16 protein-coding genes and 1 pseudogene are annotated in these 23,339 nt (G+C 73.1%); 10 read left to right on the top strand and 7 right to left on the bottom strand.

Annotated elements, in window-relative coordinates; genetic code table 11:
- Positions 1-13 precede the first annotated feature (13 nt).
- The 3 genes from DJ476_RS21585 to DJ476_RS21595 form a co-directional block, all read right to left on the bottom strand.
- The gene (locus tag DJ476_RS21585; protein ID WP_208853519.1) at positions 14-1,828 is read right to left on the bottom strand and encodes an LCP family protein; all 1,815 of its coding nucleotides are present in this window, start codon (positions 1,826-1,828) and stop codon (positions 14-16) included.
- A gap of 224 nt (positions 1,829-2,052) precedes the next feature.
- The gene (locus tag DJ476_RS21590) at positions 2,053-3,621 is read right to left on the bottom strand and encodes an LCP family protein (protein ID WP_112491331.1); all 1,569 of its coding nucleotides are present in this window, start codon (positions 3,619-3,621) and stop codon (positions 2,053-2,055) included.
- Between the two features lie 183 nt (positions 3,622-3,804).
- On the bottom strand, positions 3,805-4,557 hold the full coding sequence (locus DJ476_RS21595) for a TIGR03089 family protein (RefSeq protein ID WP_103418576.1): 753 nt from the start codon (positions 4,555-4,557) through the stop codon (positions 3,805-3,807).
- 149 nt (positions 4,558-4,706) lie between these two features.
- Here DJ476_RS21595 and DJ476_RS21600 point away from each other — a divergent pair.
- From DJ476_RS21600 to DJ476_RS21610, 3 genes and pseudogenes are all read left to right on the top strand, one after another.
- Positions 4,707-6,211, top strand: a pseudogene (locus DJ476_RS21600) (N-acetylmuramoyl-L-alanine amidase).
- Between the two features lie 81 nt (positions 6,212-6,292).
- Entirely contained in the window at positions 6,293-7,384 is a 1,092-nt protein-coding gene (gene manB / locus DJ476_RS21605; RefSeq protein WP_103418578.1) for a mannose-1-phosphate guanylyltransferase, read from the top strand.
- 72 nt (positions 7,385-7,456) lie between these two features.
- A complete protein-coding gene (locus DJ476_RS21610) occupies positions 7,457-8,521 on the top strand; it encodes a DNA-3-methyladenine glycosylase family protein (protein ID WP_103418579.1) in 1,065 nt (354 codons plus the stop codon).
- A gap of 191 nt (positions 8,522-8,712) precedes the next feature.
- Here DJ476_RS21610 and DJ476_RS21615 read toward each other — a convergent pair whose 3' ends face one another.
- From DJ476_RS21615 to DJ476_RS21625, 3 genes are read right to left on the bottom strand one after another with little or no spacing between them, the layout of a single operon-like run.
- A complete protein-coding gene (locus DJ476_RS21615; RefSeq protein WP_167480442.1) occupies positions 8,713-10,059 on the bottom strand; it encodes a coenzyme F420-0:L-glutamate ligase in 1,347 nt (448 codons plus the stop codon).
- A gap of 38 nt (positions 10,060-10,097) precedes the next feature.
- Entirely contained in the window at positions 10,098-11,054 is a 957-nt protein-coding gene (gene cofD, locus DJ476_RS21620; protein ID WP_070199240.1) for a 2-phospho-L-lactate transferase, read from the bottom strand.
- Between the two features lie 12 nt (positions 11,055-11,066).
- On the bottom strand, positions 11,067-11,567 hold the full coding sequence (locus tag DJ476_RS21625) for a cysteine dioxygenase (protein WP_112491333.1): 501 nt from the start codon (positions 11,565-11,567) through the stop codon (positions 11,067-11,069).
- Between the two features lie 705 nt (positions 11,568-12,272).
- Between DJ476_RS21625 and DJ476_RS21635 the strand changes: the two genes are divergently transcribed.
- The 3 genes from DJ476_RS21635 to DJ476_RS21650 all read left to right on the top strand — a co-directional run bounded on the left by DJ476_RS21635 (position 12,273) and on the right by DJ476_RS21650 (position 18,641).
- Positions 12,273-12,536: a WhiB family transcriptional regulator gene (locus DJ476_RS21635; RefSeq protein WP_014046372.1), complete on the top strand. Its 264-nt coding sequence runs from the start codon at positions 12,273-12,275 to the stop codon at positions 12,534-12,536.
- A 658-nt stretch (positions 12,537-13,194) separates the two neighbouring features.
- Positions 13,195-17,103: a glycosyltransferase family 2 protein gene (locus DJ476_RS21645; RefSeq protein ID WP_112491334.1), complete on the top strand. Its 3,909-nt coding sequence runs from the start codon at positions 13,195-13,197 to the stop codon at positions 17,101-17,103.
- Entirely contained in the window at positions 17,100-18,641 is a 1,542-nt protein-coding gene (locus tag DJ476_RS21650; RefSeq protein WP_112491335.1) for a DUF5719 family protein, read from the top strand. Before DJ476_RS21645 ends, DJ476_RS21650 begins: the two co-directional genes overlap by 4 nt.
- 236 nt (positions 18,642-18,877) lie before the next feature.
- On the opposite strand, the gene DJ476_RS21655 is transcribed toward DJ476_RS21650, so the two are convergent.
- Positions 18,878-19,309: a metallopeptidase family protein gene (locus DJ476_RS21655; protein ID WP_070199265.1), complete on the bottom strand. Its 432-nt coding sequence runs from the start codon at positions 19,307-19,309 to the stop codon at positions 18,878-18,880.
- A 388-nt stretch (positions 19,310-19,697) separates the two neighbouring features.
- Here DJ476_RS21655 and DJ476_RS21660 point away from each other — a divergent pair, with 388 nt between their 5' ends.
- From DJ476_RS21660 to DJ476_RS21675, 4 genes are all read left to right on the top strand, one after another.
- On the top strand, positions 19,698-20,075 hold the full coding sequence (locus tag DJ476_RS21660) for a DUF3499 domain-containing protein (protein WP_015608934.1): 378 nt from the start codon (positions 19,698-19,700) through the stop codon (positions 20,073-20,075).
- Between the two features lie 134 nt (positions 20,076-20,209).
- Positions 20,210-21,577, top strand: a complete 1,368-nt coding sequence (locus DJ476_RS21665) for a phosphomannomutase/phosphoglucomutase (protein WP_103418585.1) — start codon at positions 20,210-20,212, stop codon at positions 21,575-21,577.
- A gap of 283 nt (positions 21,578-21,860) precedes the next feature.
- On the top strand, positions 21,861-22,043 hold the full coding sequence (locus DJ476_RS21670; RefSeq protein ID WP_018492918.1) for a Trm112 family protein: 183 nt from the start codon (positions 21,861-21,863) through the stop codon (positions 22,041-22,043).
- 155 nt (positions 22,044-22,198) lie between these two features.
- Entirely contained in the window at positions 22,199-23,332 is a 1,134-nt protein-coding gene (locus tag DJ476_RS21675; RefSeq protein WP_053560998.1) for an SIS domain-containing protein, read from the top strand.
- Positions 23,333-23,339 lie beyond the last annotated feature (7 nt).

Here is a 23,339-nt window from a genome sequence, read left to right on the forward strand (position 1 = left end):
CGGTGACCCGGAGTCACTTGGCGCATACCGCCTTGTCGGCGCTTGCCTTCTCGATGCCCTCCGGCGCCTTTGCCGGTCCGGTGATGGGGATGCCCGCGCCCTTGAAGTCCGCCCCCAGCGTCAGCACCATCGCCTCCAGCTCCCCGGCGTCGGCGGTGCCCGGCTTCATGGCCGCGGCGGGCAGCCCCATCATCTCGGCCAGCGCACGGGCCTGGTCGGCCTGGTTGGGCGCGTACTCCAGCGTCGTCTTGCCGATCTTCTCCGGGGCGTTGGCCTTGTTCGTGGACTTCAGCACGCCCTGCTGGTTCTGCAGCCAGGTGACGGTCGCGCCCGCGGCGCCGGAGATCTCGCCGCCGTTGAGGACATCGACGCGTACGTCGGCGGGCGCGGCCTTCGGGCCCTTGAGCAGGGCGGCCTGCGCGCTCTTGGAGGCCTTCTCCTTCTGCTTCACCTCGGTCAGCGAGGTGTCGGAGCGCATCATCGCGAAGAGCTGCTCCGCCTGCGTGGGATGCGGGACGACGGTCGCCTTGACCGTCTCGGCCGGGTTGTCGATCACCGGCAGGGTCACGAAGGTGATGTTCTTGGTGTCGACCTTGCCGATCTCCTGCGCCAGGGTCATCAGCTTCTTGGCGCTGCCGATGCCCTGGTCGACGGTGAGGGCGTTGGTCGCCGCGTCGGCCAGCTTGAAGAGCTTGGTCGGGTTGGTGAGCGTGTCGCTCGACTTCATCTCGCGGATCATCGAGCCCAGGAACTGCTGCTGGACCTTGATCCGGTCGAGGTCGCTCTCGTTGCCGAAGCTGTGCCGGGTGCGGAGCAGGGCCAGCGCGTCCTCGCCCGCCACGACGGACTCGCCCGCGGGAAGCTTCAGATGGGACTTGGGGTCGTCGACCGGCTTGGCCATGCAGACCTTGACGCCGCCGACCGCGGTCGTCAGCTCCTTGACCGCGTTGAAGTCGACCATCATGAAGTGGTCGGGCTTTATCCCGGTGATGGCCTCGACCGTCTGCATGGTGCAGCCGGGGTTACGGCCCTCCTGGCCGAGGCTGACGTTGAAGCGGACGCCCGGGGTGCCCGGGATCGTCTTCGTCGAGCCGTCCGGCTGCTTGGTCTCGCAGTCGGGGATGTCGGTCATCAGGTCGCGCGGGATGCTCAGCGCGGTCGCGTTGGTGCGGTCCTCGGAGACGTGGAAGAGGATGTTGGTGTCGGCGTGGCCCTCGCTGCCCTTGTCGCCGTACCCCTCGTTGCCCTTGCCGGTCCGCTTGTCGGTCCCGATGATCAGGATGTTCATCGGGCCCTCGCTGAGGACGTCCTTGTTGCCCGCGTCGCCGATGTCGATGGTGCTGATGTTGCCGTTGAACCGCTCGTACAGGATGTACGCGCCCACCCCGGCGGCGACCACGACGAACGCCGTCACCCCGCCCGTCCACATGAGCGCCTTCTTGCGGCGCGCCTTGGGGGCCTTGCGCTTGCGGCGGCCCGCGCCCCCGGCCGCCGAGGCGTCCGCGCCGCGCCCGCCGCCCTGGCCGGCCCGGCGGCTGCGCTGGCCGGGCACCTCACGGCGCCCGGAGTCCTCGCGCCGCCCGGATTCCTTGTGGAGCCCGGCGCCCTCACGGAGTCCGGCGTCCTCGGAGGCGGAGCCGTCGCGCTGGGAACCGATCCTGGCGTCGCCGCGGTGGCCGGAATCCGCGCCGGTGGCCGTACGCGCCGCGACCGGTGACTCCCCTGCGGAATGGTCCAGTCGCAGTTCGTAATTGCCGGTCTGCGGGTTGAGGACCCACTGGTCGGCGGGGTCGATATCGTCCGCCCGTCCACGGCTTTGCGCATCCACGGTTGCTCGAGTCCTCCGTCGGTGCCACGCGAGGCGCCTTCCCCCGGCAAGGCGCTCGTTCCTTCGCTCCGGCAGTGCGCGACCAGGTGGCCGGAAGCACCGGATCGCGTCACACTATCCGCCCGGTCTGTGAAGGAGCGACGGGCGTGACCCACACCACGCCCCTTACAACCGGGCATTCTTCCCATTACACGTCGATTGTCTTGTCTGTCTTGGGAATTGCTTTACTGCTCACACAAATCGTCCGCTGCGCTGGAGCCCGAATAGGTGGGTGTCGGGGTCGGACTCTCGGAGGCGACCCCGTCCGGCTTTCCGTCGCCGCCGGTCCCCGTCTCCGTCCCCGTCTCCTTCTCGGCGTCCTTGAGTTCGTCCGCCGGGACCACGGCCACGGGCTTGTCCTCGCGGAGTTGCTTGAAGAGTTCGCTCGCGTCCGGTTCGACGAGTTCGTCCCGATTGGGGTTGTTCCGGTACGGCTGCCGGGGCACGGTCAGGAACTGCACCTGGTCGGTCGGCACGTCCCGCATGCTCCGGACCAGGTCGTACAGGTCCCGCAGCGAGTCGAGGCCCGGGTCGGTGGTCAGCGACTTGGTCGCCGCGTCCAGGACCGGGTAGAGCCGCGTCGGGTTGAGCAGGACGCCGTTGCTCTGCATCTTGTTCACCAGGGCGCCGAGGAACCTCTGCTGGCGGTCCATCCGCTCGGTGTCGCTGCCGTCCCCGAGGGTCTTGCGCGCGCGTACGTAACCGAGCGCCTCCTCGCCGTTCAGCGTCTGCCGACCGGCGGGCAGCTCCAGGTGAGCGTCCTTGTCGTCGATCGGCTCCTTGAGGCAGATCTCGACCCCGTCCACGGCGTCGACCATGTCCTTGAACCCGTTGAAGTCGACGACCATGTGGTGGTCGATCCGGATGCCGGTCAGCCGCTCCACCGTACGGATCGTGCAGGCGGTCCCGCCGAGCTCGAATGCCGAGTTGAACTGCCCGAACCGTTCCCTGGTCTCCTTGTCGTCCCCGGTGCGGCAGGCGGGGATCTCGACCATCAGGTCGCGCGGCAGCGAGACGGCGGTGGCGCTCTTCCGGTCCGCCGCGAGGTGCAGCAGGATCGTGGTGTCCGACCGCTGACTGCCGCCGTCGTCCCGGCCGTACTTGCTGTTGTCGCCCGCCCGGCTGTCCGACCCGATGAGCAGGATGTTCTGGGCGTCCATGACGACCTGGGTGGGCCGCTCCTTCTCGTACACCTTCAGCTCGGCGGCGGCGCTGGTGTCGGTGGTGATGTTGCCGTCGAGCTTGTTGTAGAGCCACCAGCCGGCCCCCGCGGAGACCAGCACGAGGAACGACGCCCCGAGGGCGGCCCACCGCAGCCAGGGCCGCTTCCGCCGTGACGCGGAACCGTCCTTGGGCTGATCGGCCCAGGTCTGTACGCCGACGCTTCCGCCGCTGGCGGGGGCGGCGGGGGTGCTGGGCTCGGCTTTGGCCTCGGGGCCTGGGCCGGGGCCGGGCTCGGGTTCGGGGTCGGCCTTGGGCTCGGCCTCAGGTCCGGGCCTGGGGCCGGCCCCGGGCTGGGGCTCGGCGTCGGACCCGGCCTCGGTCTCAGACTCGGGCTCGGCGTCGGACCCGGCCTTGGGCTCGGGCTCTTCCTTCGTCCCGGCCCCGGGCTCTTCCTCCGTCGGGCCGGTGGCGTCCGGCTCGGCGTCCGGGGTGGCCCCCGGGTCCTCCTGCGACCTGCCCTGCGGCGTCTCCCCGGCCGGGTGGTCCGGGTCGGCCGGCGGGCCAGCACTGTCGGTCACGTCTGCGTCCATCCTTCACGTTCGGCGGCGTGAGGGACCGCCGGTCGCAGGAGTAGACGGCTGAACCTCACGCTTGGTTGTGCACTGCCGGAGAGTGGTCTGTACCGCAGATCATCTACCCCCGGTGCCGCTCGTCACCGGGGGCTCGGCCCCGCTGTGGGCCGGACGGGTGGACCTGGGGTCCCGGTCCGTCCGTCAGACCGCCGTGTCGGTGACCCGCTCGCTCTCGACCCGCTTGGCCAGCCCTTCCGCGTCGAGCTGTCCGAGGTGACGGCAGAGGACCACGGAGCCGCCCGCGGCCAGGGGTGCGAAGAGCCCCGTGCTCAGCCCCTCCCAGGTGTCGTACGTGTGCCCGGTCAGCAGCCGGGACCCCGGTACGAGCCCGAGGGCCTCGGCGTCCGCACGGGCCCGGGCGACGAGCCCGGCACCGGTCAGCTCGTCCCCGCCCACGGCCAGCGCGGGCGCGTCCGGGTCCACCGGCGCGAACGGCGCGAAGCGGTCGCCCTGGCTCGGCACCTCCACCGCGTAGTCCGCGAACCCCTCGGGCGCCTGCGGGAACCGGCCGCCCAGCGGGCGCAGCGCCAGCGCCACCCGCTCACCGCGGCAGGCCCGGGCCCGCTCCAGGGTGTCGGGCCCGCTCACCACGAGGTCGGCGGCGGCCGGATCGCCCTGGACATCGGCCACGACGCCGACCGAGGCACAGGCCAGCAGCCAGACCGCCGACTGCCAGTGCGCGGGGAGGAGGAGGGCGAGCCGGTCACCGGGCTCGGCGGCCAGGTCGCCCTGGAGCAGATTGGCGGTCTTGGCCACCCAATTGGCGAAGGTGGCCACCGACAGTTCGACGCGTTCTCCGGTGGCGTCGTCGTAGAAGGTGACCAGGGGACGGGCCGGGTCCGCGGCGAGGGCGGATCGCAGCAGGTCGGCGGCGGTGCGGTCGCTTGGGTTCATCCGCGCAAGGGTACGCGGGGCCGCTGTGCGGGGCGGGCTGAACGGGTGTCACGTACACCGGTTCGGCGGACGCGGCATCGGACACGGCATCAGCTGTGGCTCTCCGTCCGGGTAGCCGCACTTGAGTGGTTATGCCCAGGATCATGCGTATGCGTGCACTACTTGTCACCTCAGCCGGCGTCACCTGCGCCATGGCTCTCACCCTGCCGCTCGCCACCTCCGCGACGGCCGCCCCCGCCCCGACCTCCACTCCGCCTCCTCCCGCCCTCCCTCCACATCCCCCGCGTCTCCCGGTGCCGGACCGCCCGCCGTACGAGCCGGGGCGGCCGAACCGGCGGGCTCGACGCAGTCGCTGCCCCTGGCGCCCCTCGCCGCCTCCTCGGACCGGGTCGCGGGTGCACCGGCGGCCCAGGGCCTGCCGCAGCGCGACGCCCGCCCGTTCTCCCTGGTGGGCGTGGTCTGGGACGACCCGGAGGCCGAACTGCACGGCACGGTCCAGGTCCGCACCCGCACCACCGGCACCACCCGCTGGTCGGAGTGGCAGGACATCGAGACGCACGACGCCGAGCACGCCGCCGACCTCGGCAGCGCCGAGCGCGAGGGGCGTACGGTGCGCGGCGCGACGGCCCCGCTCTGGGTCGGCGACTCGGACGGTGTGGAGGTACGCGTACGTCCCCGGTCCCCGGAGGCGTCGGACCACCACGAGCACGCCGAGCCGTCGGACCACCACGGGTCCGCGCAGCCGCAGGACCGGGCGGCCGCCCCCGTACCGCTCCCGGAAGGGCTGCGCCTGGAGCTCGTCGACCCCGGCGAGGACCCCGCGCCGGAGGCCGCCCGGTCCGCCCCCACCGGCCGGGCGGCGGTCACCCCCGCCGTCTTCGCGGACACCCCGCCGACCGCGGCCGTCCTGCCGGAGGCCCTCACCGCGGAGGTCGCCGCGGCCTCGGCCGTCAACGCGGAACTCGCGGAGCTGGGCGCGACCGCCATCCCCGCCCTCACGCAGAAGGAGACGCTGGAGTCGGTGAACGCGGCGCCCGGGGCGAAGCCGTACATCGGTCCGCGCCCGAAGATCATCACCCGCAAGGGCTGGGGCGCCGACGAGAAGCTCCGGGAACGCAATTTCGCGTACACGAAGACGGTCAAGGCGGCCTTCGTGCACCACAGCGCGACCGGCAACAACTACACCTGCAAGCAGGCCCCTTCGGTGCTGCGCAGCATCTACCGCTACCACGTGAAGAGCAGCGGCTGGCGGGACTTCGGCTACAACTTCGCCGTCGACAAATGCGGAAACATCTACGAGGGCCGGGCCGGCGGTGTCTCGAAGGCGGTCCTCGGAGCGCACACCCTGGGCTTCAACACCAACACCATGGGCATCGCGGTCCTCGGCTCCTACGGGTCCACCAATCCGCCCGCCGCCGCCGTCACGGCCGTCTCCAAGCTCACGGCCTGGAAGCTCGGGCTGTTCGGCGCCAACCCCAAGGGGAAGGTGACGCTCGTCTCGGGCGGCAGCAACAAGTACAAGGCGGGCGTGAAGGTCAGCATGAACGTGATCTCGGGTCATCGGGACGGATTCGCAACCGAATGCCCCGGAGCGCGTCTTTACAAGAAGCTCGGCACTGCTCGGACCAGCTCCGCCAAATTGCAGGGCCGCTGACCGGTTCATGTCGGACCGGTCTGCTTAGACTGGCCAGCCATATATCCGGGCCAGGCCCCAGCAGGAAGCAGAGACGGTGCTGTGACAGAGGCAAAAGAAGCGATCCTCCTGGTCGGTGGCAAGGGCACCCGACTGCGCCCGCTCACGGTGCACACCCCGAAGCCGATGGTCCCGGCGGCAGGGGTCCCGTTCCTGACCCACCAGCTGGCGCGGGCCAGGGCGGCCGGGGTGGAGCACATCGTGCTCGCCACGTCCTACCTGGCGGAGGTCTTCGAGCCGTACTTCGGCGACGGCTCCTCGCTCGGTCTGCACATCGAGTACGTCACCGAGCAGGAGCCGCTCGGCACCGGCGGCGCCATACGCAACGTCGCGGCCAAGCTCTCCTCCGGCCCCGACGAACCGGTCCTGATCTTCAACGGCGACATCCTCACCGGGCTCGACATCCGGGCCCTGGTCGCCTCGCACAACGACTCCGGGGCGGACGTCTCGCTCCATCTGACCCGGGTGGAGGACCCGCGCGCCTTCGGCCTCGTCCCCACCGACGCGACGGGCCGGGTCACGGCCTTCCTGGAGAAGCCGCAGACGCCCGAGGAGATCGTCACCGACCAGATCAACGCCGGGGCGTACATCTTCCGGCGCTCGGTCATCGACACCATCCCCGAGGGCCGCCCGGTCTCCGTCGAGCGCGAGACCTTCCCCGGACTGCTCGCCTCCGGAGCCCACCTCCAGGGCATGGTCGACTCCACCTACTGGCTCGACCTCGGCACCCCGCAGGCCTTCGTACGCGGCTCCGCCGACCTGGTCCTGGGCCGTGCCCCCTCCCCGGCCGTCCCGGGCCGCTGCGGCGACCGCCTGGTCCTGGAGACGGCCACGGTGGCCGCCGACGCCAAGCTCACCGGCGGCACGGTGATCGGGGCCGGTGCGGTGATCGGCGCGGGCGCGCGGATCGACGGCTCGACGGTCCTGGCGGACGCGGTGGTCGAGGAGGGTGCGGTCGTCACGGACTCGCTCATCGGGGCCGGCGCCCGGATCGGCCCCCGTACGGTGCTGAGCGGCGCGGTCATCGGGGACGGCGCCCACGTGGGCGCGGACAACGAACTGCGCGAGGGCGTACGGGTCTGGTGCGGGGCGACCCTCCCGGACGCCGCGATCCGCTTCTCCTCGGACCAGTAGGACAACTCCACCTGGTACGCCCGTACGCTCAAGAGGACACCTCCAGCACCAGAAACCCCCGAGGCCCCACCCGTGGCAGGACGATTCGCCCCTCGCACCACAGGCCCGGCCCTGCCCCGCCAGGCAGCTCCGGCCGCGCGTCGGCGTGCCGGAGCACCGCCGCCCGGGGCCGGGGCCGAGGGGCGCACCTCCCCGCAGCGGGCCGGGGCTGAGGGGCGCACCGAACCGCCGCTGACCCGGGAGTGGACCCCGTCGGGCCCGCTGGACCTGCGCCTGGTGCTCGGCCCGCTGCGCCGGGGCCCGGCTGACCCGACGTTCCGGATGACCCCGGACGGCGCGTTCTGGCGGGCCACGCGGACGCCGGAGGGCCCGGGGACCCTGCGGGTGGCGGCGCGCGGCGACCGGGTCGGGGCCGAGGCGTGGGGCCCGGGCGCGGAGTGGCTGCTCGCCGGCCTCCCCGCCCTCCTGGGCGCGGACGACGACCCGGACGCCTTCACCCCGCACCACCACCTGCTCGCCGTGACCGAGCGCCGCCGCCCCGGCCTGCGGCTGCTGCGGACGGGCCTGGTGATGGAGTCGCTGATCCCCTCGGTCCTGGAGCAGAAGGTCACCACGGACGAGGCGTACCGCGCCTGGCGCCTCCTGGTCCGCCGCTACGGCACCCCGGCCCCCGGCCCCACGACCACGCTCGGCCTCCACGTCATGCCGGACGCCCGCACCTGGGCGATGATCCCGTCCTGGGAGTGGCACAAGGCGGGCGTGGACACCAAGCGCTCGTCCACGATCCTGCGGGCGGTACGGGTGGCCCCGAGGCTGGAGGAGGCGTCGTCGATGCCCTTCCCCGAGGCCAAGGCCCGCCTCGAACTGATCCCCGGCATCGGCCCCTGGACCTCCGCCGAAACCCTCCAGCGCTCCAACGGCGCCCCCGACGCCGTCACGGTCGGCGACTACCACCTCCCCGCCATCGTGGGCCACGCCCTGGCGGACAACCGCCACGCGACCGACGAGGAGATGCTGACCCTCCTGGCCCCCTACGAGGGCCAACGCCACAGGGCAACACGCCTGATCCTGCTGTCGGGCCGCACCCCGGAGCGCAGGGGCCCGAGGATGACCCCGGGAAACATCGCGGCGCTGTAGCTTCATCCAGCCCCTCCGGCGTTTGAGGAGCTGGGCCCGGGGCAGAGCCCCGAAACCTCAGCCCGTCCGGCGCTTGAGGACAAAAAAAGGGGTGCCCGGGGCGCAGCCCCGGTTTCGGGAAGGGGCGGGTAGGGGACAAGCCCCGCGCAGCGGCCCCCACCGCACCCGCCAGGCGCCCCCCACCCCCCACCTCACCGCACGGTGAGAAACGCCTCCGCGTCCCGAACCCCCCGCTCCCGAGGCACCCCCACCGCATGCCCCACCGCCACCGCCCCCAACGGATCCCACGACGAGGGCAGCGCCAGCACCTCCCGCACCACGTCCCGGCAGAACATCGTCGAGGACACCCACGCCGACCCCAGCCGCTCCCCGGCCAGCGCCACCAGGAAGTTCTGCACCCCGGCCCCGGCGGCCACCACGAACATCTCGCGCTCCGCCGTGTCCCGCCGCTCGTCCCCGTACGTGTGGGAGCCGTCCATCACCAGGCACGGCACCGCCAGATACGGCGCGTTGCGCAGCACATCCCCGCGCCGCACCCGCTTCGCGATGGACTCCTCGCTCTTGCCGTCGCGCCGCAGATCCGCGATCCAGGCGTCCCGCATCGCGTCCAGCAGCCGGGTCCGCGACTCGGCGGACTCCAGCAGCACGAACCGCCAGGGCGTCGTGTGATGGGGCGCCGGAGCGGTCACGGCCGCCGCGACCGCCCGCCGTACCGCCCCCGGATCCACCGGCTCGTCGCTGAACTCGCGCACCGTACGCCGCAGGGTCACCGCTTCCCGTACGGCCTCGGACGTCCCCAGCCGGAACATGTCGTCGGCGGCCCCGCGCACGAGCGCCCGCGCACCGGAGTCGTCGGCGGAGGCGGGGGCCACGACATGCGGCAGCCCCCGCACCACGGCGACCGGCAGCCCCGCGGCCTTGCCCTTGACCAGGTCCCCGGCGGCGGCCAGCTCGTCCGCCGTCGCCACGACCGTGGCGCTGAGGGGATTGCCGTACGCGTCCGAACCGCCGCGCAGATCGTCCAGCACCCGCACCCCCGCCGCCCCGATGGCGACATCGGTGAGCCCGTTGCGCCAGGGCCGCCCGAAGGTGTCGGTGACGACGACGCCGATCTCGACGCCGAGGGCGTCCCGCACCCCGTCCCGGATGGCCCGCGCGGAGGCGTCGGGGTTCTCGGGCAGCAGGAGGACGGTCCCGGCGGGGGTGTTGGAGGCGTCGACCCCGGCGGCGGCCATGACGAGCCCCTGCCGGTTCTCCACGATGCGGAGCGGGCCGCGCCGGGCCACGACCCGTACGGTCTCGGCGTCGATGGCGGCCTCCCGGTCGGCGGCCCGCACGATCCGGCCCTCGGCCTTGGAGACGATCTTCGAGGTGACGAGGAGGACGTCCCCGTCGACGAGCCCCGGCTCGGCCCCGGCGATCAGCTTGGCGAGATCGTCCCCGGCACGCACTTCGGGAATGCCGGGCAGAGCCCACACCCGAAAAGAGGGCGCGCCTTCAACGGACGCCCCACCGGAGGACGCCCCACCTGAGGGCACACCACCGGACGACACCCCACCGCCCCCCACCGCCCCGCTCACGCCCGGACCTCCTCGGCCAGCGCCAGCGCCTGCCGGGCCATCTCCGCCGTCGCGTCCACGTCCGTCATCATCAGCGGCACGGCCCGGCACCGGATCCCCGCCGCCTCGACCTCGTCCACCGCGCCCGCGTCCACCGTGTCGACCAGCCACCCGTCCAGCAGCCCCGATCCGTAGTGCCCGGCCACGGCGGCCGCCGTGGACTCGACGCCCACGGCCGCGAGCACCTTGTCCGCCATCCCGCGCACCGGCGCGTCCCCGACGATGGGGGAGAGGCCGACGACCGGCACCCCGGCCTCCGCGATCGCCTCCCGGATACCGGGCACGGCGAGGATGGTGCCGATGGAGACCACCGGGTTCGACGGCGGGAAGAGGATGACGTCGGCGGCGGCGATGGCCTCCAGGACGCCCGGCGCGGGCTTCGCCTGCTCGGCCCCGACCGGCACGATCGCCTGCGCCTCGACGGAGGCGCGCAGCTTCACCCAGTACTCCTGGAAGTGGATGGCCTTGCTCTCGCCGTCCAGTTCGACGGCGACATGCGTCTCGACCCGGTCGTCGGACATCGGCAGCAGCCGCACGCCGGGCTGCCAGCGGGCGCAGAGCGCCTCGGTGACCGCGCTGAGCGGATAGCCCGCGCCGAGCATCTGCGTACGGACGATGTGCGTGGCGAAGTCGCGGTCACCGAGACCGAACCAGCCGGGCCCCACCCCGTACGCCGCGAGCTCCTCCTTCACCTGGAAGGTCTCGTCGCTCCGCCCCCAGCCCTGCTCCTCATCGATGCCACCGCCGAGGGTGTACATCACGGTGTCGAGGTCGGGGCAGACCTTCAGCCCGAACAGATGGATGTCGTCACCCGTGTTGCCGATGACCGTGATGTCCGCGTCGGGCGCGGCCTGCTTGAGGCCGCGAAGGAAACGGGCACCACCGATACCGCCGGCCAGAACAACAATGCGCATGCACGCAGTTTGTCAGGCGGGTACGACATCCACGGCCGTCGGGGCGCATTGCGCGGCGTGCATCGGCATCTCGGTCAGACCCGGGTGGTAGATGTGCAGACTGACGGCCGGTTCGAGCGAGTCGTTGACCACTTCGTGGACATAGCCGGAGGCGAAGGCGCGCTGCGCACCGGCGCCGAGCGACCGGCTCCCGCGCTCGGTGTGCTCGGTCAACTCGCCTTCGAGGACCGTGAGTACACCGGCGGAGCGACCGTGGTCGTGACGTCCGCTGCCCTGTCCGGGCACCCAGCTGAGCAGCCACACCTCGTAGCCGGGGCCCGTCTGGAGACGGTGGTACCAGCGGGTGGTGGTTTCGTACCGGACGAGTCCGGCCCAGCGCGAGCGGTCGGCCGCGATGGAGCGGGCGAGGCCGACGAACTCGGAGACGGTGGAGGGGTGCTCGCGGGCGGGCTGCAGGAGGTGCTGGACCTCGAGGATGTCGCCGGCGATCTGAAGGTCGCTGTCGCTGTTCATGGGGTGCGGTGGTTCCTCGGCATGGGGGGTGCACGTGCGGGGAGTCGCGTGGAGCGTCGGCAGCCGTGGTGAGACGGAATCCCACAGGAGCCGGACATGCGGACTGCGTGATGCGGGGGGAGGGGCTGGATCAGAGCTGGAGCGCTACGGCATCAACAGCTGTGACAGCTGGAACAGCAACAGCGGGCCTGGACAGCGCTGCGGAACCCACGGACATGGGTGACGTGCATCGCTGCGATCGCTGACATGAGATCAAGGAGACCGGTTGAATCGCTCCATGTCAACCCGATGGCCGGTTTGCGGTGAATGTTTCACTCCTTCCGGTTGTCGCGCCAGGAGAAAGGTTTGTTCACCGCCGACAGCGGAGACGTGGCGCATCACCCGTGCTTCCAAACACGGCTGAGGGTCCGTGACCTGACTGTGATCTTGATCGCTACAGTGATCGAATCGCAACGCAACCGCACCCCTGATCGTCTTGACCGAGGGAAGGTGTGATGGAGTGGCGCCGGTGGCATATGTCAGGTTTTTGGTGATTTGAACACTTTCCGCATACGCTTGGTTCCGCAGAGTGAATCCCTGGGCCAATAGCAGATCCTCGCTTGACTGCCCCGGAGATACACACTTGTAATTTCACTCGTGTCGTTCGGCCGTGACCAGTCAGTAACGGCCGCATCACGGGACGCAAGAGACAGACGAGGGGCGCACATGACCGAGCTGTTCCAGCAACTGCTGGTCGAGGACGCGGACGAGGAACTCGGCTGGCAGGAGCGCGCACTGTGCGCCCAGACCGATCCCGAGTCCTTCTTTCCCGAAAAGGGCGGATCCACCCGCGAGGCCAAGAAGGTCTGTCTCGCCTGTGAGGTCCGCTCCGAATGCCTTGAGTACGCCCTCGCCAACGACGAACGCTTCGGTATCTGGGGCGGACTGTCGGAGCGGGAGCGGCGGCGCCTGAAGAAGGCGGCGATCTAGGGCCTGTCGTCAAACTGCCGCCTGCCGTGCGACGCCCGGCACGCACGCTCGCGGCGTTGCCGAGATGCCCTGGTAGCTCCGCTACAAGACCATCCCGGCGCCTTGCGATCGCACGCACCGGACGCCGCACGGCCGCCCTCCGGGCGACGACGGCAGTTTGACGACAGGCCCTAGCCCCACACGGCCCGCGCACCCCAGGCGCGAGGCCCGCACACCTCAGGGCCCACATCCCCCCACCGCCCGCAGCCCACGGCTCACACGGAGCCCACGGCTCACACCGCTCCACCCGGCCCCGGCAGCCCTTTCCCGAGCAGGGCTCCCCAGGGGATTCCGGCAGGGGGCCCCGGCAGAACCCCGCGGAACTCCCGCAGGACTCCCGCGGGATTCCCACACGGCTCCCGCCGGACTTCCGCAGGACCACACCCCCCACGGCCCGTCGCCCCTCGCCCCCGTCCCCGGGGAGCGGAGCACGGGCCGTCGGCGCGTACCGCACCCGCGCGCATCCGGCCGCTCCACCCGCTCGGGCCACCCCCGGGTATCCGTACCGTTAGTGTGGGGCCCCGTCCGAGATGCGCCAACGCCCCGCCGGGGCGCGCGTGTACACCGATGCAGCCCCCGGGGATACGCCCCCGGACCCGGCCGGAGGGCCCGTACCTCGATGTCCGTGCACAGCCACTCGGCGGCGCCGAACGCGGCCGCCGCCGCCCCAGAGTTCCCCCGGCACGTCGTCACCGCCGTGCTCGTCTCCCACGACGGCGCCCGCTGGCTGCCCGACGTGCTGGCCGGGCTGCTCGGGCAGGAACGCCCCGTACAGAACGTCGTCGCCGCCGACACCGGCAGCGCCGACGACTCCGCCCGGCTGGTCACCGAGGCGCTCGGCGACGACCGGGTCCTGCACCTCGCCCGCCGTACGAGCTTCGGCACCGCCGTCGACGAGGCGGTCCGCACCGCAGGGGCGCCCACCCCCGACGACCTGCCCTACCTCAAGCGCCCCGGCGGCTGGGACCCGGCCACCCGGACCTGGGTCGACGAGAACTACGACCTGCCGGAGCTGCCGCACGGCGAACCGGTCCAGTGGCTCTGGCTGCTCCACGACGACTGCGCACCCGAGCCGGACGCGCTCGCCGAGCTGCTGCGCGTCGTGGACAACGACAAGTACGCCACCATCGTCGGCCCCAAGCTGCGCGGCTGGTACGACCGCAAGCAGCTCCTCGAAGTCGGCGTCTCCATCGCCAACAGCGGCCGCCGCTGGACCGGCCTGGACCGCCGCGAGCAGGACCAGGGCCAGCACGACCAGGTCCGTACCGTCCTCTCCGTCTCCTCCGCCGGCATGCTCATCCGCCGCGACGTCTACGAGGAGCTGGGCGGCTTCGACCGCAGCCTCCCCCTGATGCGCGACGACGTCGACCTCTGCTGGCGTGCCCACCTCGCCGGCCACCGGGTCCTCATCGCCCCCGACGCCGTCCTGCGCCACGCCGAGGCCTCCGCCCGCGAGCGCCGCCCCATCGACTGCGCCGGCCGCTCGGTCGTCGGCCCGCACCGCGTCGACAAGGCGGGCGCGGTCTACACGATGCTCGTCAACGCCCGCGCGGCCGCCCTGCCCTGGGTGCTGCTCCGGCTCGTCGTCGGCACCCTCCTCCGTACCCTCGCCTACCTCGTCGGCAAGGTCCCCGGCCAGGCGCTCGACGAGGTCACCGGCCTCCTCAGCACCCTGCTCCGGCCCGGCCGCATCCTCGCCGCCCGCCGCGAACGCGGAAAGGGCGCGGTCGACGCGGCCGAGCTGCGCGCGCTCTTCCCGCCGCCGGGCGCCACCGTCCGGGCCACCGTCGAACAGGTCGCGGGCAACTTCGGCAGCAAGGGCGAGGCCGAGTCCAGCGGCTCCCGGCACGGGGCCGTCGAGTCCGGGCCCGGCGGCGACGACGCGGACTATCTGGAGGTCGACCAGTTCGCCCGGCTCAAGCGGATCGGCCGCAAGCCCGGCCCGGTCCTCTTCGCCCTGCTCCTCCTGGTCTCCCTCATCGCCTGCCGCAACCTGCTCACCGGCGGCTCCCTCGCGGGCGGCGCCCTGCTGCCCGTCCCCGAGACGGCCGGTCAGCTGTGGGGCCGGTACGCCGACGCCTGGCGCACGGTCGCCACCGGAGGCACCCAGTCCGCCCCGCCCTATCTGGCGCTGCTCGCGGTCCTCTCCGTCCTCTTCCTCGGCTCGACCGGCTTCACCGTCACCGTGCTGCTGGTCTGCTCGGTCCCGCTGGCCGGACTCACCGCCTACTTCGCCTCCCGGCCGCTGCTCCCCTCGCGGCTGCTGCGCGCCTGGGCGAGCGTCGCGTACGCCTTCCTGCCCGCCGCGACCGGCGCCCTGGCCACCGGCCGTATCGGCACCGCCGTCCTGCTCGTCCTGCTCCCGCTGATCGCCCGCGCCGCCGTCGCCGCCCACGGGTTCCGTGACGGCACCGACCCGGACGCGCCGCGCGGCAGCTGGCGGGCGACCTGGGCGTACGCCCTGCTCCTCACCGTCACCACCGCGTTCACCCCGGTCGTCTGGCCGCTCGCCGTGGTGCTCGGCCTCGGTGTGCTGGCGCTGCGCCGCCGGGACATCACGGCGTACGGGCTCCGCTTCCTCGCCGCCGTCGGCACCCCGATCCTGGCGCTGGCGCCCTGGTCGCTGACGCTGCTCACCGACCCGTCCGCGTTCCTGCGGGAAGCGGGCCTGGACCTCGGTACGGGGTCGGCCTCGGCGTTCGACCTGCTCGGGATCAGCCCCGGCGGTCCCAAGGCGGCGGGCAGCATCCTGCTCCTCGGCATCGTCCTCGCGGCGCTCGCGGCCCTGCTGCGCGAGGACCGGCAGTTCGCCGTCCGCGCCGCCTGGGCCACCGCGCTCACCGGCCTGCTCTTCGCCGCGCTCGCCAACGGCTCGACCTGGTCCGGACCCGCCACCCTCGTCTACGGCGCCGCCCTGATCGCGGCCGCCCTCGTCGGCGCGGACGGGGCCCGGGTCCGGGTCGCGGAACAGAGCTTCGGCTGGCGCCAGCCCGTCGCGGCCCTGATCGCCCTGGCCGCCGCCCTCGCCCCGGCCCTCGCGGCCTTCGGCTGGATGTTCGGAGGCGCGGACGGCCCGCTGGAGCGCCGCGACCCCGTCCAGGTGCCCGCGTTCGTGGCCGAGGAGAGCTCGACCCGCGACCAGGCGCGCACCCTGGTCCTCGGCGGCACCTCGCCCGGCTCCGTCTCGTACAGCCTGGTCCGGGGCTCCGGCGCCCGGCTCGGCGACGGCGAACTGACCGAGGCGGCGGGGTCCAACACCCACCTCGACAAGGTCGTCGCCAACCTGGTCGCGGGCTCCGGCGCCGACCAGGGCGGCCAGCTCGGCAACTTCGCCATCCGTTACGTCCTCGTACGCGACGGAGCCCCGCGCCAGATGAGCCGCGTCCTCGACACCACCCCCGGCCTCAGCCGCCTCAGCCAGCTCGACGGCAGCGCCCTGTGGCGGGTGGACCGCCAGGTCGCCCGGGTGATGGTCGTCCCGGCGGGCGGCGAGGGCGAGCGCGTCCCCGTCGGCTCCGGGCCCGTCGACGCCGATGCCGAGATCCCGGCGGGCGACGAGGGCCGCATCCTGCGCATCGCGGACGAGGCCGCCCCCGGCTGGCAGGCCACGGTCGACGGCAAGCCGCTGACCCCCGTGACCGTCGACGGCTGGGCCCAGGGCTTCGAACTCCCCGCGAGCGGGGGCCGTCTGGCCCTCACGTACGACGCCCCCTTCACGCACACCGCCTGGATCTGGACCCAGTGCGCGCTCGCCGTGGTCCTGGTGGTCATGGCCCTGCCGGGCCGCCGCCGGGACATCGACGACGACCTGCCCGAGGAGGCGCTCGCCATCGCGGCGGACGCCGACGGCGACGGCCGCCGCGCCCGCAGGCTCAGGGCCGCCGCAGAGGCGGAGGCCCTGGCGGCGGCTGCGGCCGGGCATCCGGGCGGCGAGGGCCACACGGAAGCGGACGCTCCGGGCGAGGCCCCGCCCCCGCCGCCCTCCGCACCTCCGGCCTCGCCGGAAACGGACTCCGACACGGGGGCGTACACCCCCGGCATCCCCGACCAGCAGAGCGCCGACCCGTACGCCAAGGACGGCGGCTACGACCCGCAGGAGTCCACCGGCGGCTACGCGGCGCTCCCGCAGCAGGGGTACGGGGAGTGGGACGGGCAGCAGTACCAGGGCGCCGACCCGCAGGCCCCGGCCCCGTACCAGCAGGGCGACTACGCCACGTACCAGCAGGACCCGTACGCGCAGCAGAACACCGGCTACTCCTCCGGCTACCCGGACCAGGGCGGCTACGGCGCCCAGGACCCGTACGGACAGCAGCAGTACGGCGACGGCGGCGGCCAGTACGGCGGCTCCGGCGCGGGCTCCGGTGCGTACGACCCGTACGGCCAATACACCGGCGAGCAGCCCCCGTACACCGACCCCGCCCAGCCCCCCGCCGCCCCCGCCGCCCCCGGCGAGCGCGGCGAGCACCCCGACCCCCCGGGCCAGGCCCCCTGGCAGACCCGTAACGCATCGAGAGGCGAGTCCGAGTGAAGTCCACCCACCTGTCCCTCATCGCGGGCGCCGCAACCCTGGCCGCCATCACCGGCTTCGCCTCGCTCACCGCCCCCCAGGGCCCGGCCACGACGGAGGCCAAGGCCGCCGCCTCGCTGCCCGTCGAGCGCTCCAGCCTGGTCTGCCCGGCGCCCAGCACGTCCGATCTCGCGGAGACCCGGTACACCTCGTTCACCCCGCCCGGGAAGGACGCCGGCAAGGGGGCCGAGGGCGAGAAGGGCACGGCCGAGCTGAAGCCCGCCCTGCCCGTCCTGGACGAGGACGACCCCGACCCCAAGAAGGCGGAGGAGGCCGCGAAGAAGGCGAAGGAGAAGGCCGACAAGCCGGTCCTCGCCGTGAAGGAGCCCGGAAAGCCGGTCACCGCCGAGGAGGACGGTTCCGCCGCCCCCGCCCTCGTGGGCACGGCCACCGGCACGCTCGCCCCCGGCTGGGCCGCCCAGCAGACCACCACGGTCACCGCGGGCGGCGCCCGGGGCCTCCTCGGGGTCAGCTGCACCGCACCGGACACCGACTTCTGGTTCCCGGGCGTGAGCACCGCCCGCTCCCGCCAGGACTACGTGCACCTCACCAACCCCGACGACAGCGCGGCCGTGGCCGACATCGAGCTGTTCGGCCCCAAGGGTCCGGTGACGTCCGAGGTCGGCGACGGCATCACCGTGCCCGGCCGCTCCAGCGTCGCGCTCCTGCTCTCCACCCTCACCGACGAGGCCGTCAACGACCTGACGGCCCACATCACCACCCGCTCCGGCCGGATCGGCGCGGTCGTCCTGACCGCCGACGACGGCTCGGGCACCGACTGGCTCACGGCGGCCGCGGACCCCGCGGGGACCCTGGTCATGCCCGGCATCCCGGCCGACGCCACCTCCGTACAGCTGGTGGCGTACGCGCCCGGCGAGAGCGACGCGGACGTCAAGGTCCAGCTGATGGGGAAGAACACGACGTTCGCCCCGGCGGGGAACGACACCCTCCACATCAAGTCGGGGATGACCGCCACGGTCGACCTGAAGGACATCACCCGCGGCGAACCGGGCTCCCTGCGCCTCACCCCGGTCGAGAAGAGCCGGGCCACCCCGATCGTCGCCGCGCTGCGCGTGGTGCGGGGGACCGGCGAGAAGCAGGAGTACGCCTACATCCCGGCCACCGGCCCGGTGGGCGCGAGGTCGACCGTCACCGACAACCGGGCCAAGGGGTCCACGCTCTCCCTGGCCGCCCCCGGCGCCGACGCCGAGGTGAAGGTGACCACGTCGGCGGGGAGCGAGGGCGGTGAGGCGGCCGTGGAGACGTACAAGGTCAAGGCAGGGACGACGATGGCCGTCACCCCGAAGCCCCCGGCCGGCCTGAAGGGCACGTACGCGCTGACCGTCGAGAGGGTCTCGGGCGGCCCGGTCCACGCGTCCCGGTCGCTGGTCCTGCCGGAGGACGGCGTTCAGATGTTCACGGTCCAGACGCTGCCGGACGACGGCGGCACGGTGCTGGTGCCGTCGGCGCAGCAGGACCTGTCGGTGCTGGACGACTGAGGGGGAGTGCGCCCGCGTACGTCCGGGCACGTGCGTACGTACGCGGGTACGACGCCTGCGCACGCCCTGCGCGTACGTGCGCGGGTACAGCGCCCGTGCCCGCCCCTGCGGCGGCTACGGCGTGGAGCCCCCCTACGAGGGGCCACTTCTGCCCGTACGGGGGCTCCGCGCCGCACGGGAACGGGGCAAGCCGCCCCTACGGTGGCACGACCGCCCGCGTCCCGTCCCTACGGGGGCTACTCCTGCCCGTACCGCGGATCGACGGACTCCGGGGCCAGCCCCAGCAGCTCGGCGACCTGCTCGACGACGACCTCGTGGACCAGGAGGGCCCGCTCGTCGCGGCTCTTGGTGCGGATCTCGACGGGCCGCCGGTAGACGACGATCTGCGCGGGCCGCCCCTTGCCGGCGGGCAGGGCGCGGCCCAGCGGAACGGTGTCCTCCAGATCGCCCGGTACATCCAGGACGACGAAGTCGACCTCCGTGAGCTGGGGCCAGCGCCGCTCCAGCCGCTCCACCGAGTCCTGGACCAGATCGCGGAAGACCTCGCCCCGGCTGGCCGACAGCGGCACCTGGGGCGGCGCGACCGGCCCCCGCATTCCGCGGCCGTGCCGGTCGCGGTGGCGGGGCCTCGGCTCGAACGGGTGGGGGGAGGGTACGGAGCTGTCCATCACCGACGCAGCGTAACGCTCGGCGGCCCGCGCCGAGGGCGCCGACGGACGGCCCGCGACGGTTTCCTCCGGCCCCCTCCGGCGGCCCCCGCGCCCGGCGGAATCCGCGACGGCCCTGATGTGGGCCTCCTGTCCGGAGTTGAACATTCAGGCCAAGGTTGAGCCGTTTTCAGGCCCCTCATCCGATCATCGACGGTGTGCGGGACGTCGGCTTCCGCCCCGGCGCACGCCCCTCGCGGCCACCGCCGCCGAACGGCGCAATCGGCGCGACGCAGGTCAGACGGGTCGCCGGGGGTGGGGGTGTGTCGAGGACCACAGGGCGACACGGTGGGGTGAGCCGGGGGAGAGTCGTCGCAGCCCGCTCAAGAGTGCGGTACCGTCCAACATCGTGAGCCCTGTACGTCGCTGTTCGCGCACCGCGTGCGGCCGCCCTGCCGTCGCGACACTGACGTACGTCTATGCCGACTCGACTGCGGTCCTCGGCCCGCTCGCCACCTACGCCGAGCCCCACTGCTACGACCTCTGTGCCGAGCACAGTGAGCGGCTGACCGCGCCACGCGGCTGGGAGGTGGTGCGCCTCTCCGACGGCTCCGCCCCCGCGCACCCGAGCGGTGACGACCTGGAAGCGCTGGCGAACGCGGTACGGGAGGCGGCCCGGCCGCACGACCGAGGACCGGACGGCGGCGGCAGGGGCCCGCGCTCCGCGGACCCGGTGGAGGTGGCCCGCAGGGGCCACCTGAGGGTGCTGCGTTCCCCCGACTCCTGAGACCGACTGCTGGAACCGACTCCTGAGACCGATTCCCGGGACCGACTTCCCGGACCGACTTCCGAGACCGAGTTCTGAGGGTTTCTACGGCCGGGTAGTTTGGGCGGTCCGTAAAGACCCCAGGAGGACCGGCCGTGGTCGCTGATCTGTCGCAGCTCGTGAAGGCGTACGACGTACGTGGCGTGGTGCCCGACCAGTGGGACGAGTCGCTGGCCGAACTGTTCGGAGCGGCGTTCGTCCAGGTCACGGAGGCCGACGCGATCGTGGTCGGCCACGACATGCGGCCCACCTCCCCGGCGCTGTCGGGCGCGTTCGCCCGGGGCGCGGCGGCGCGGGGCGCGGACGTCACGCTGATCGGCCTCTGCTCGACGGACCAGCTGTACTACGCGTCGGGGGCGCTGGACCTGCCGGGCGCGATGTTCACGGCCTCGCACAACCCGGCGCAGTACAACGGCATCAAGATGTGCCGGGCGGGCGCGGCGCCGGTGGGCCAGGACACCGGCCTCCGCGAGATTCGCACGCTGGTCGAACAGTGGTCGGAAGGCGCCCCGCAGCCTCCGGCCCCCGCCACCCCCGGCACGATCACGGAACGCGACACCCTCACCGACTACGCGGCCCACCTCCTGGGCCTGGTCGACCTCAAGGCGATCCGCCCTCTGAAGGTCGTGGTCGACGCGGGCAACGGCATGGGCGGCCACACGGTCCCCACGGTTTTTGAGGGCCTGCCGCTCGACCTCGTCCCGCTCTACTTCGACCTCGACGGCACGTTCCCCAACCACGAGGCCAACCCCCTCGACCCGAAGAACATCGTCGACCTCCAGGCCCGCGTGGTCGCGGAGGGCGCCGACCTCGGCCTCGCCTTCGACGGCGACGCGGACCGCTGCTTCGTGGTCGACGAACGCGGCGAGGGCGTCTCCCCGTCCGCGATCACGGCCCTGGTGGCCGCCCGCGAACTCGCCCGCAACGGCGGCGAGGGCATCGTCATCCACAACCTGATCACCTCCTGGTCGGTCCCCGAGGTGGTCCGCGAGAACGGCGGCACGGCGGTCCGCACGAGGGTCGGCCACTCCTTCATCAAGACGGAGATGGCGAAGCACGGCGCGATCTTCGGCGGCGAGCACTCGGCCCACTACTACTTCCGCGACTTCTGGAACGCCGACACCGGCATGCTGGCGGCCCTCCACGTCCTGGCCGCCCTGGGCGGCCAGACCGCCCCCCTCTCGGAACTGGTGGCCCAGTACGACCGCTACGCCGGCTCCGGCGAGATCAACTCCACGGTCACCGACCAGTCCGCCAGCGTGGCCGAGGTCAAGGCGGCCTACGCCACCCGCGACGACGCCGCCTTCGACGAACTGGACGGCCTCACGGTCACGACCCCCGACTGGTGGTTCAACCTCCGCGCCTCGAACACGGAACCCTTGCTGCGCCTGAACGTCGAGGCGAGGGACGAGCGGACGATGGAGACGGTACGGGACGAGGTACTGGCCTTGATCAGGCACTGAGCCTGGTCCTGTCCAGCCCTTCCGAGGCTGGCCAACCCAGCCCGTCCGGGGCTTGAGGACAGAGCGGGGCCCGGGGCGCAGCCCCGGTTTCGGGAAGGGGAGGGTAGGGGAGAGGCCCGCCGCAGGCGCCCCACCCCCCTGGCAGACCCCCACCGCCCCATCCCCAGCCACCCCACCCCCGGCCGGGCCGCGCCCCCGTCCCCCCAGCGGTAGGCTGACGACGCCTGATCCACGTGAATCAGAACGTGAATCGGAAACCGCACCGCTCGAAGGGACCCACCCCATGCCGCTCGAAGCCGGCCTCCTGGAGATCCTGGCCTGCCCCGCCTGCCACTCCCCGCTCGACGACCGCACCGCGGCCGACAGCCCGGAGCTGGTCTGCACCGGCACGGACTGCGGCCTGGCCTACCCGGTCCGGGACGGCATCCCGGTTCTCCTCGTCGACGAGGCCCGCCGCCCCGCCTGACCGCGAGCGAAGCGCGTACGGGCGAGCCCCGCAGGGCAGACGGAACCGGCCGGGACGGGGCGCACCCCGAGAACGCGCCCCCGGCCCCGTCCACCCCCCCCAGGCCCCCGCACCCGCACCCCGCACCCCACCCGGTGATTCGGAGGCCCACCGCCATGCTCGACGAGTCCTTGCTCGACGCCCCGGAAGCCCTGGCCAGGGCCGACCGCCGCGACCTGCTCCGCGGTGCCGCCGAGGCAGGTGCCCGGGTCCGCACCGCCGCCCGGCACGCCGCCGAGGCCGGCATCGGCAACCTGGCCCCGGAGGGCCGCCCCCGAGCCGTCCTGGTCGCCGGCCCCGGCACCGCCGCATCCGGCGTCGCGGACCTGATCGGCGCACTGGCGGGCGCGGCCGCCCCCGTCGTACGGATCCACCCCACCGGCGTGGCCCCCGCCCCCGGCGCCCTGCGCTGGGCCCTGCCCGGCTGGGCGGGCTCCGTGGACCTGCTCCTGATCGCGACCGCCGACGGCTCGGAACCGGGTCTCGCCCTCCTCGCCGAGCAGGCGTACCGCCGCGGCTGCACGGTCGTCGCCGTCGCCCCCACCCGCTCCCCGCTGCGCGAGGCGGTCGACGGGGTGCACGGCCTGGTCGTACCGATGGCGGCCGCCCCGCACGGCGAGTACGACGCGGAGACCTCGGCCGCGGGCCCCGGCACCCTCTGGGCGCTGCTCACCCCGCTGCTGGCCCTGCTCGACCGGGTCGGCCTGGTGACCGCGCCCCCCGAGGAGCTGGAGAAGGTGGCCGACCGCCTGGACCGTACGGCGGAACGCTGCGGCCCGGCCATCGCCACGTACAGCAACCCGGCCAAGACGCTCGCCGCCGAACTGGCGGACAGCCTGCCGCTGCTGTGGACGGAGGGCGACGCGGCGGGCCCGGTCGGCCGCCGGTTCGCCGCCGTACTGTCCGAGCTGGCGGGCCGCCCCGCCCTCGCGGCGGAACTCCCGGAGGCGCTGCCCTCGCACGGCACCCTGCTCGCGGGGGACTTCGCGGCCGGCGCGGACCCGGACGACTTCTTCCGCGACCGGGTGGAGGAGGGCGAGACGCTCCGGGCCAGGGTCGTCCTGCTGCGGGACCGCCCGACGGGAGGCCTCAGCGCCTACCCGGCCGCCCGGGAACTGGCGCTCGGCCACGACACGCCGGTCAGCGAACTGGAACCGGAACAGGGCGGCGAACTGGAGACGCTGGCGGAACTGCTGGCCATCACGGATTTCGCTGCTGTTTACGTGGCTCTGGCATCAAGGCCCACGTAAGCGAGAA

It is taken from the genome of Streptomyces bacillaris (genome assembly GCF_003268675.1).
Taxonomy (GTDB): domain Bacteria; phylum Actinomycetota; class Actinomycetes; order Streptomycetales; family Streptomycetaceae; genus Streptomyces; species Streptomyces bacillaris.

Coding starts and splice junctions, on each gene's coding strand:
- DJ476_RS21590 (WP_112491331.1), bottom strand. CDS start 3,621: ATGGACGCAGACGTGACCGACAGTGCTGGCCCGCCGGCCGACCCGGAC.
- DJ476_RS21595 (WP_103418576.1), bottom strand. CDS start 4,557: ATGAACCCAAGCGACCGCACCGCCGCCGACCTGCTGCGATCCGCCCTC.
- cofD (WP_070199240.1), bottom strand. CDS start 11,054: ATGCGCATTGTTGTTCTGGCCGGCGGTATCGGTGGTGCCCGTTTCCTT.
- DJ476_RS21625 (WP_112491333.1), bottom strand. CDS start 11,567: ATGAACAGCGACAGCGACCTTCAGATCGCCGGCGACATCCTCGAGGTC.
- DJ476_RS21635 (WP_014046372.1), top strand. CDS start 12,273: ATGACCGAGCTGTTCCAGCAACTGCTGGTCGAGGACGCGGACGAGGAA.
- DJ476_RS21645 (WP_112491334.1), top strand. CDS start 13,195: ATGTCCGTGCACAGCCACTCGGCGGCGCCGAACGCGGCCGCCGCCGCC.
- DJ476_RS21655 (WP_070199265.1), bottom strand. CDS start 19,309: ATGGACAGCTCCGTACCCTCCCCCCACCCGTTCGAGCCGAGGCCCCGC.
- DJ476_RS21670 (WP_018492918.1), top strand. CDS start 21,861: ATGCCGCTCGAAGCCGGCCTCCTGGAGATCCTGGCCTGCCCCGCCTGC.
- DJ476_RS21675 (WP_053560998.1), top strand. CDS start 22,199: ATGCTCGACGAGTCCTTGCTCGACGCCCCGGAAGCCCTGGCCAGGGCC.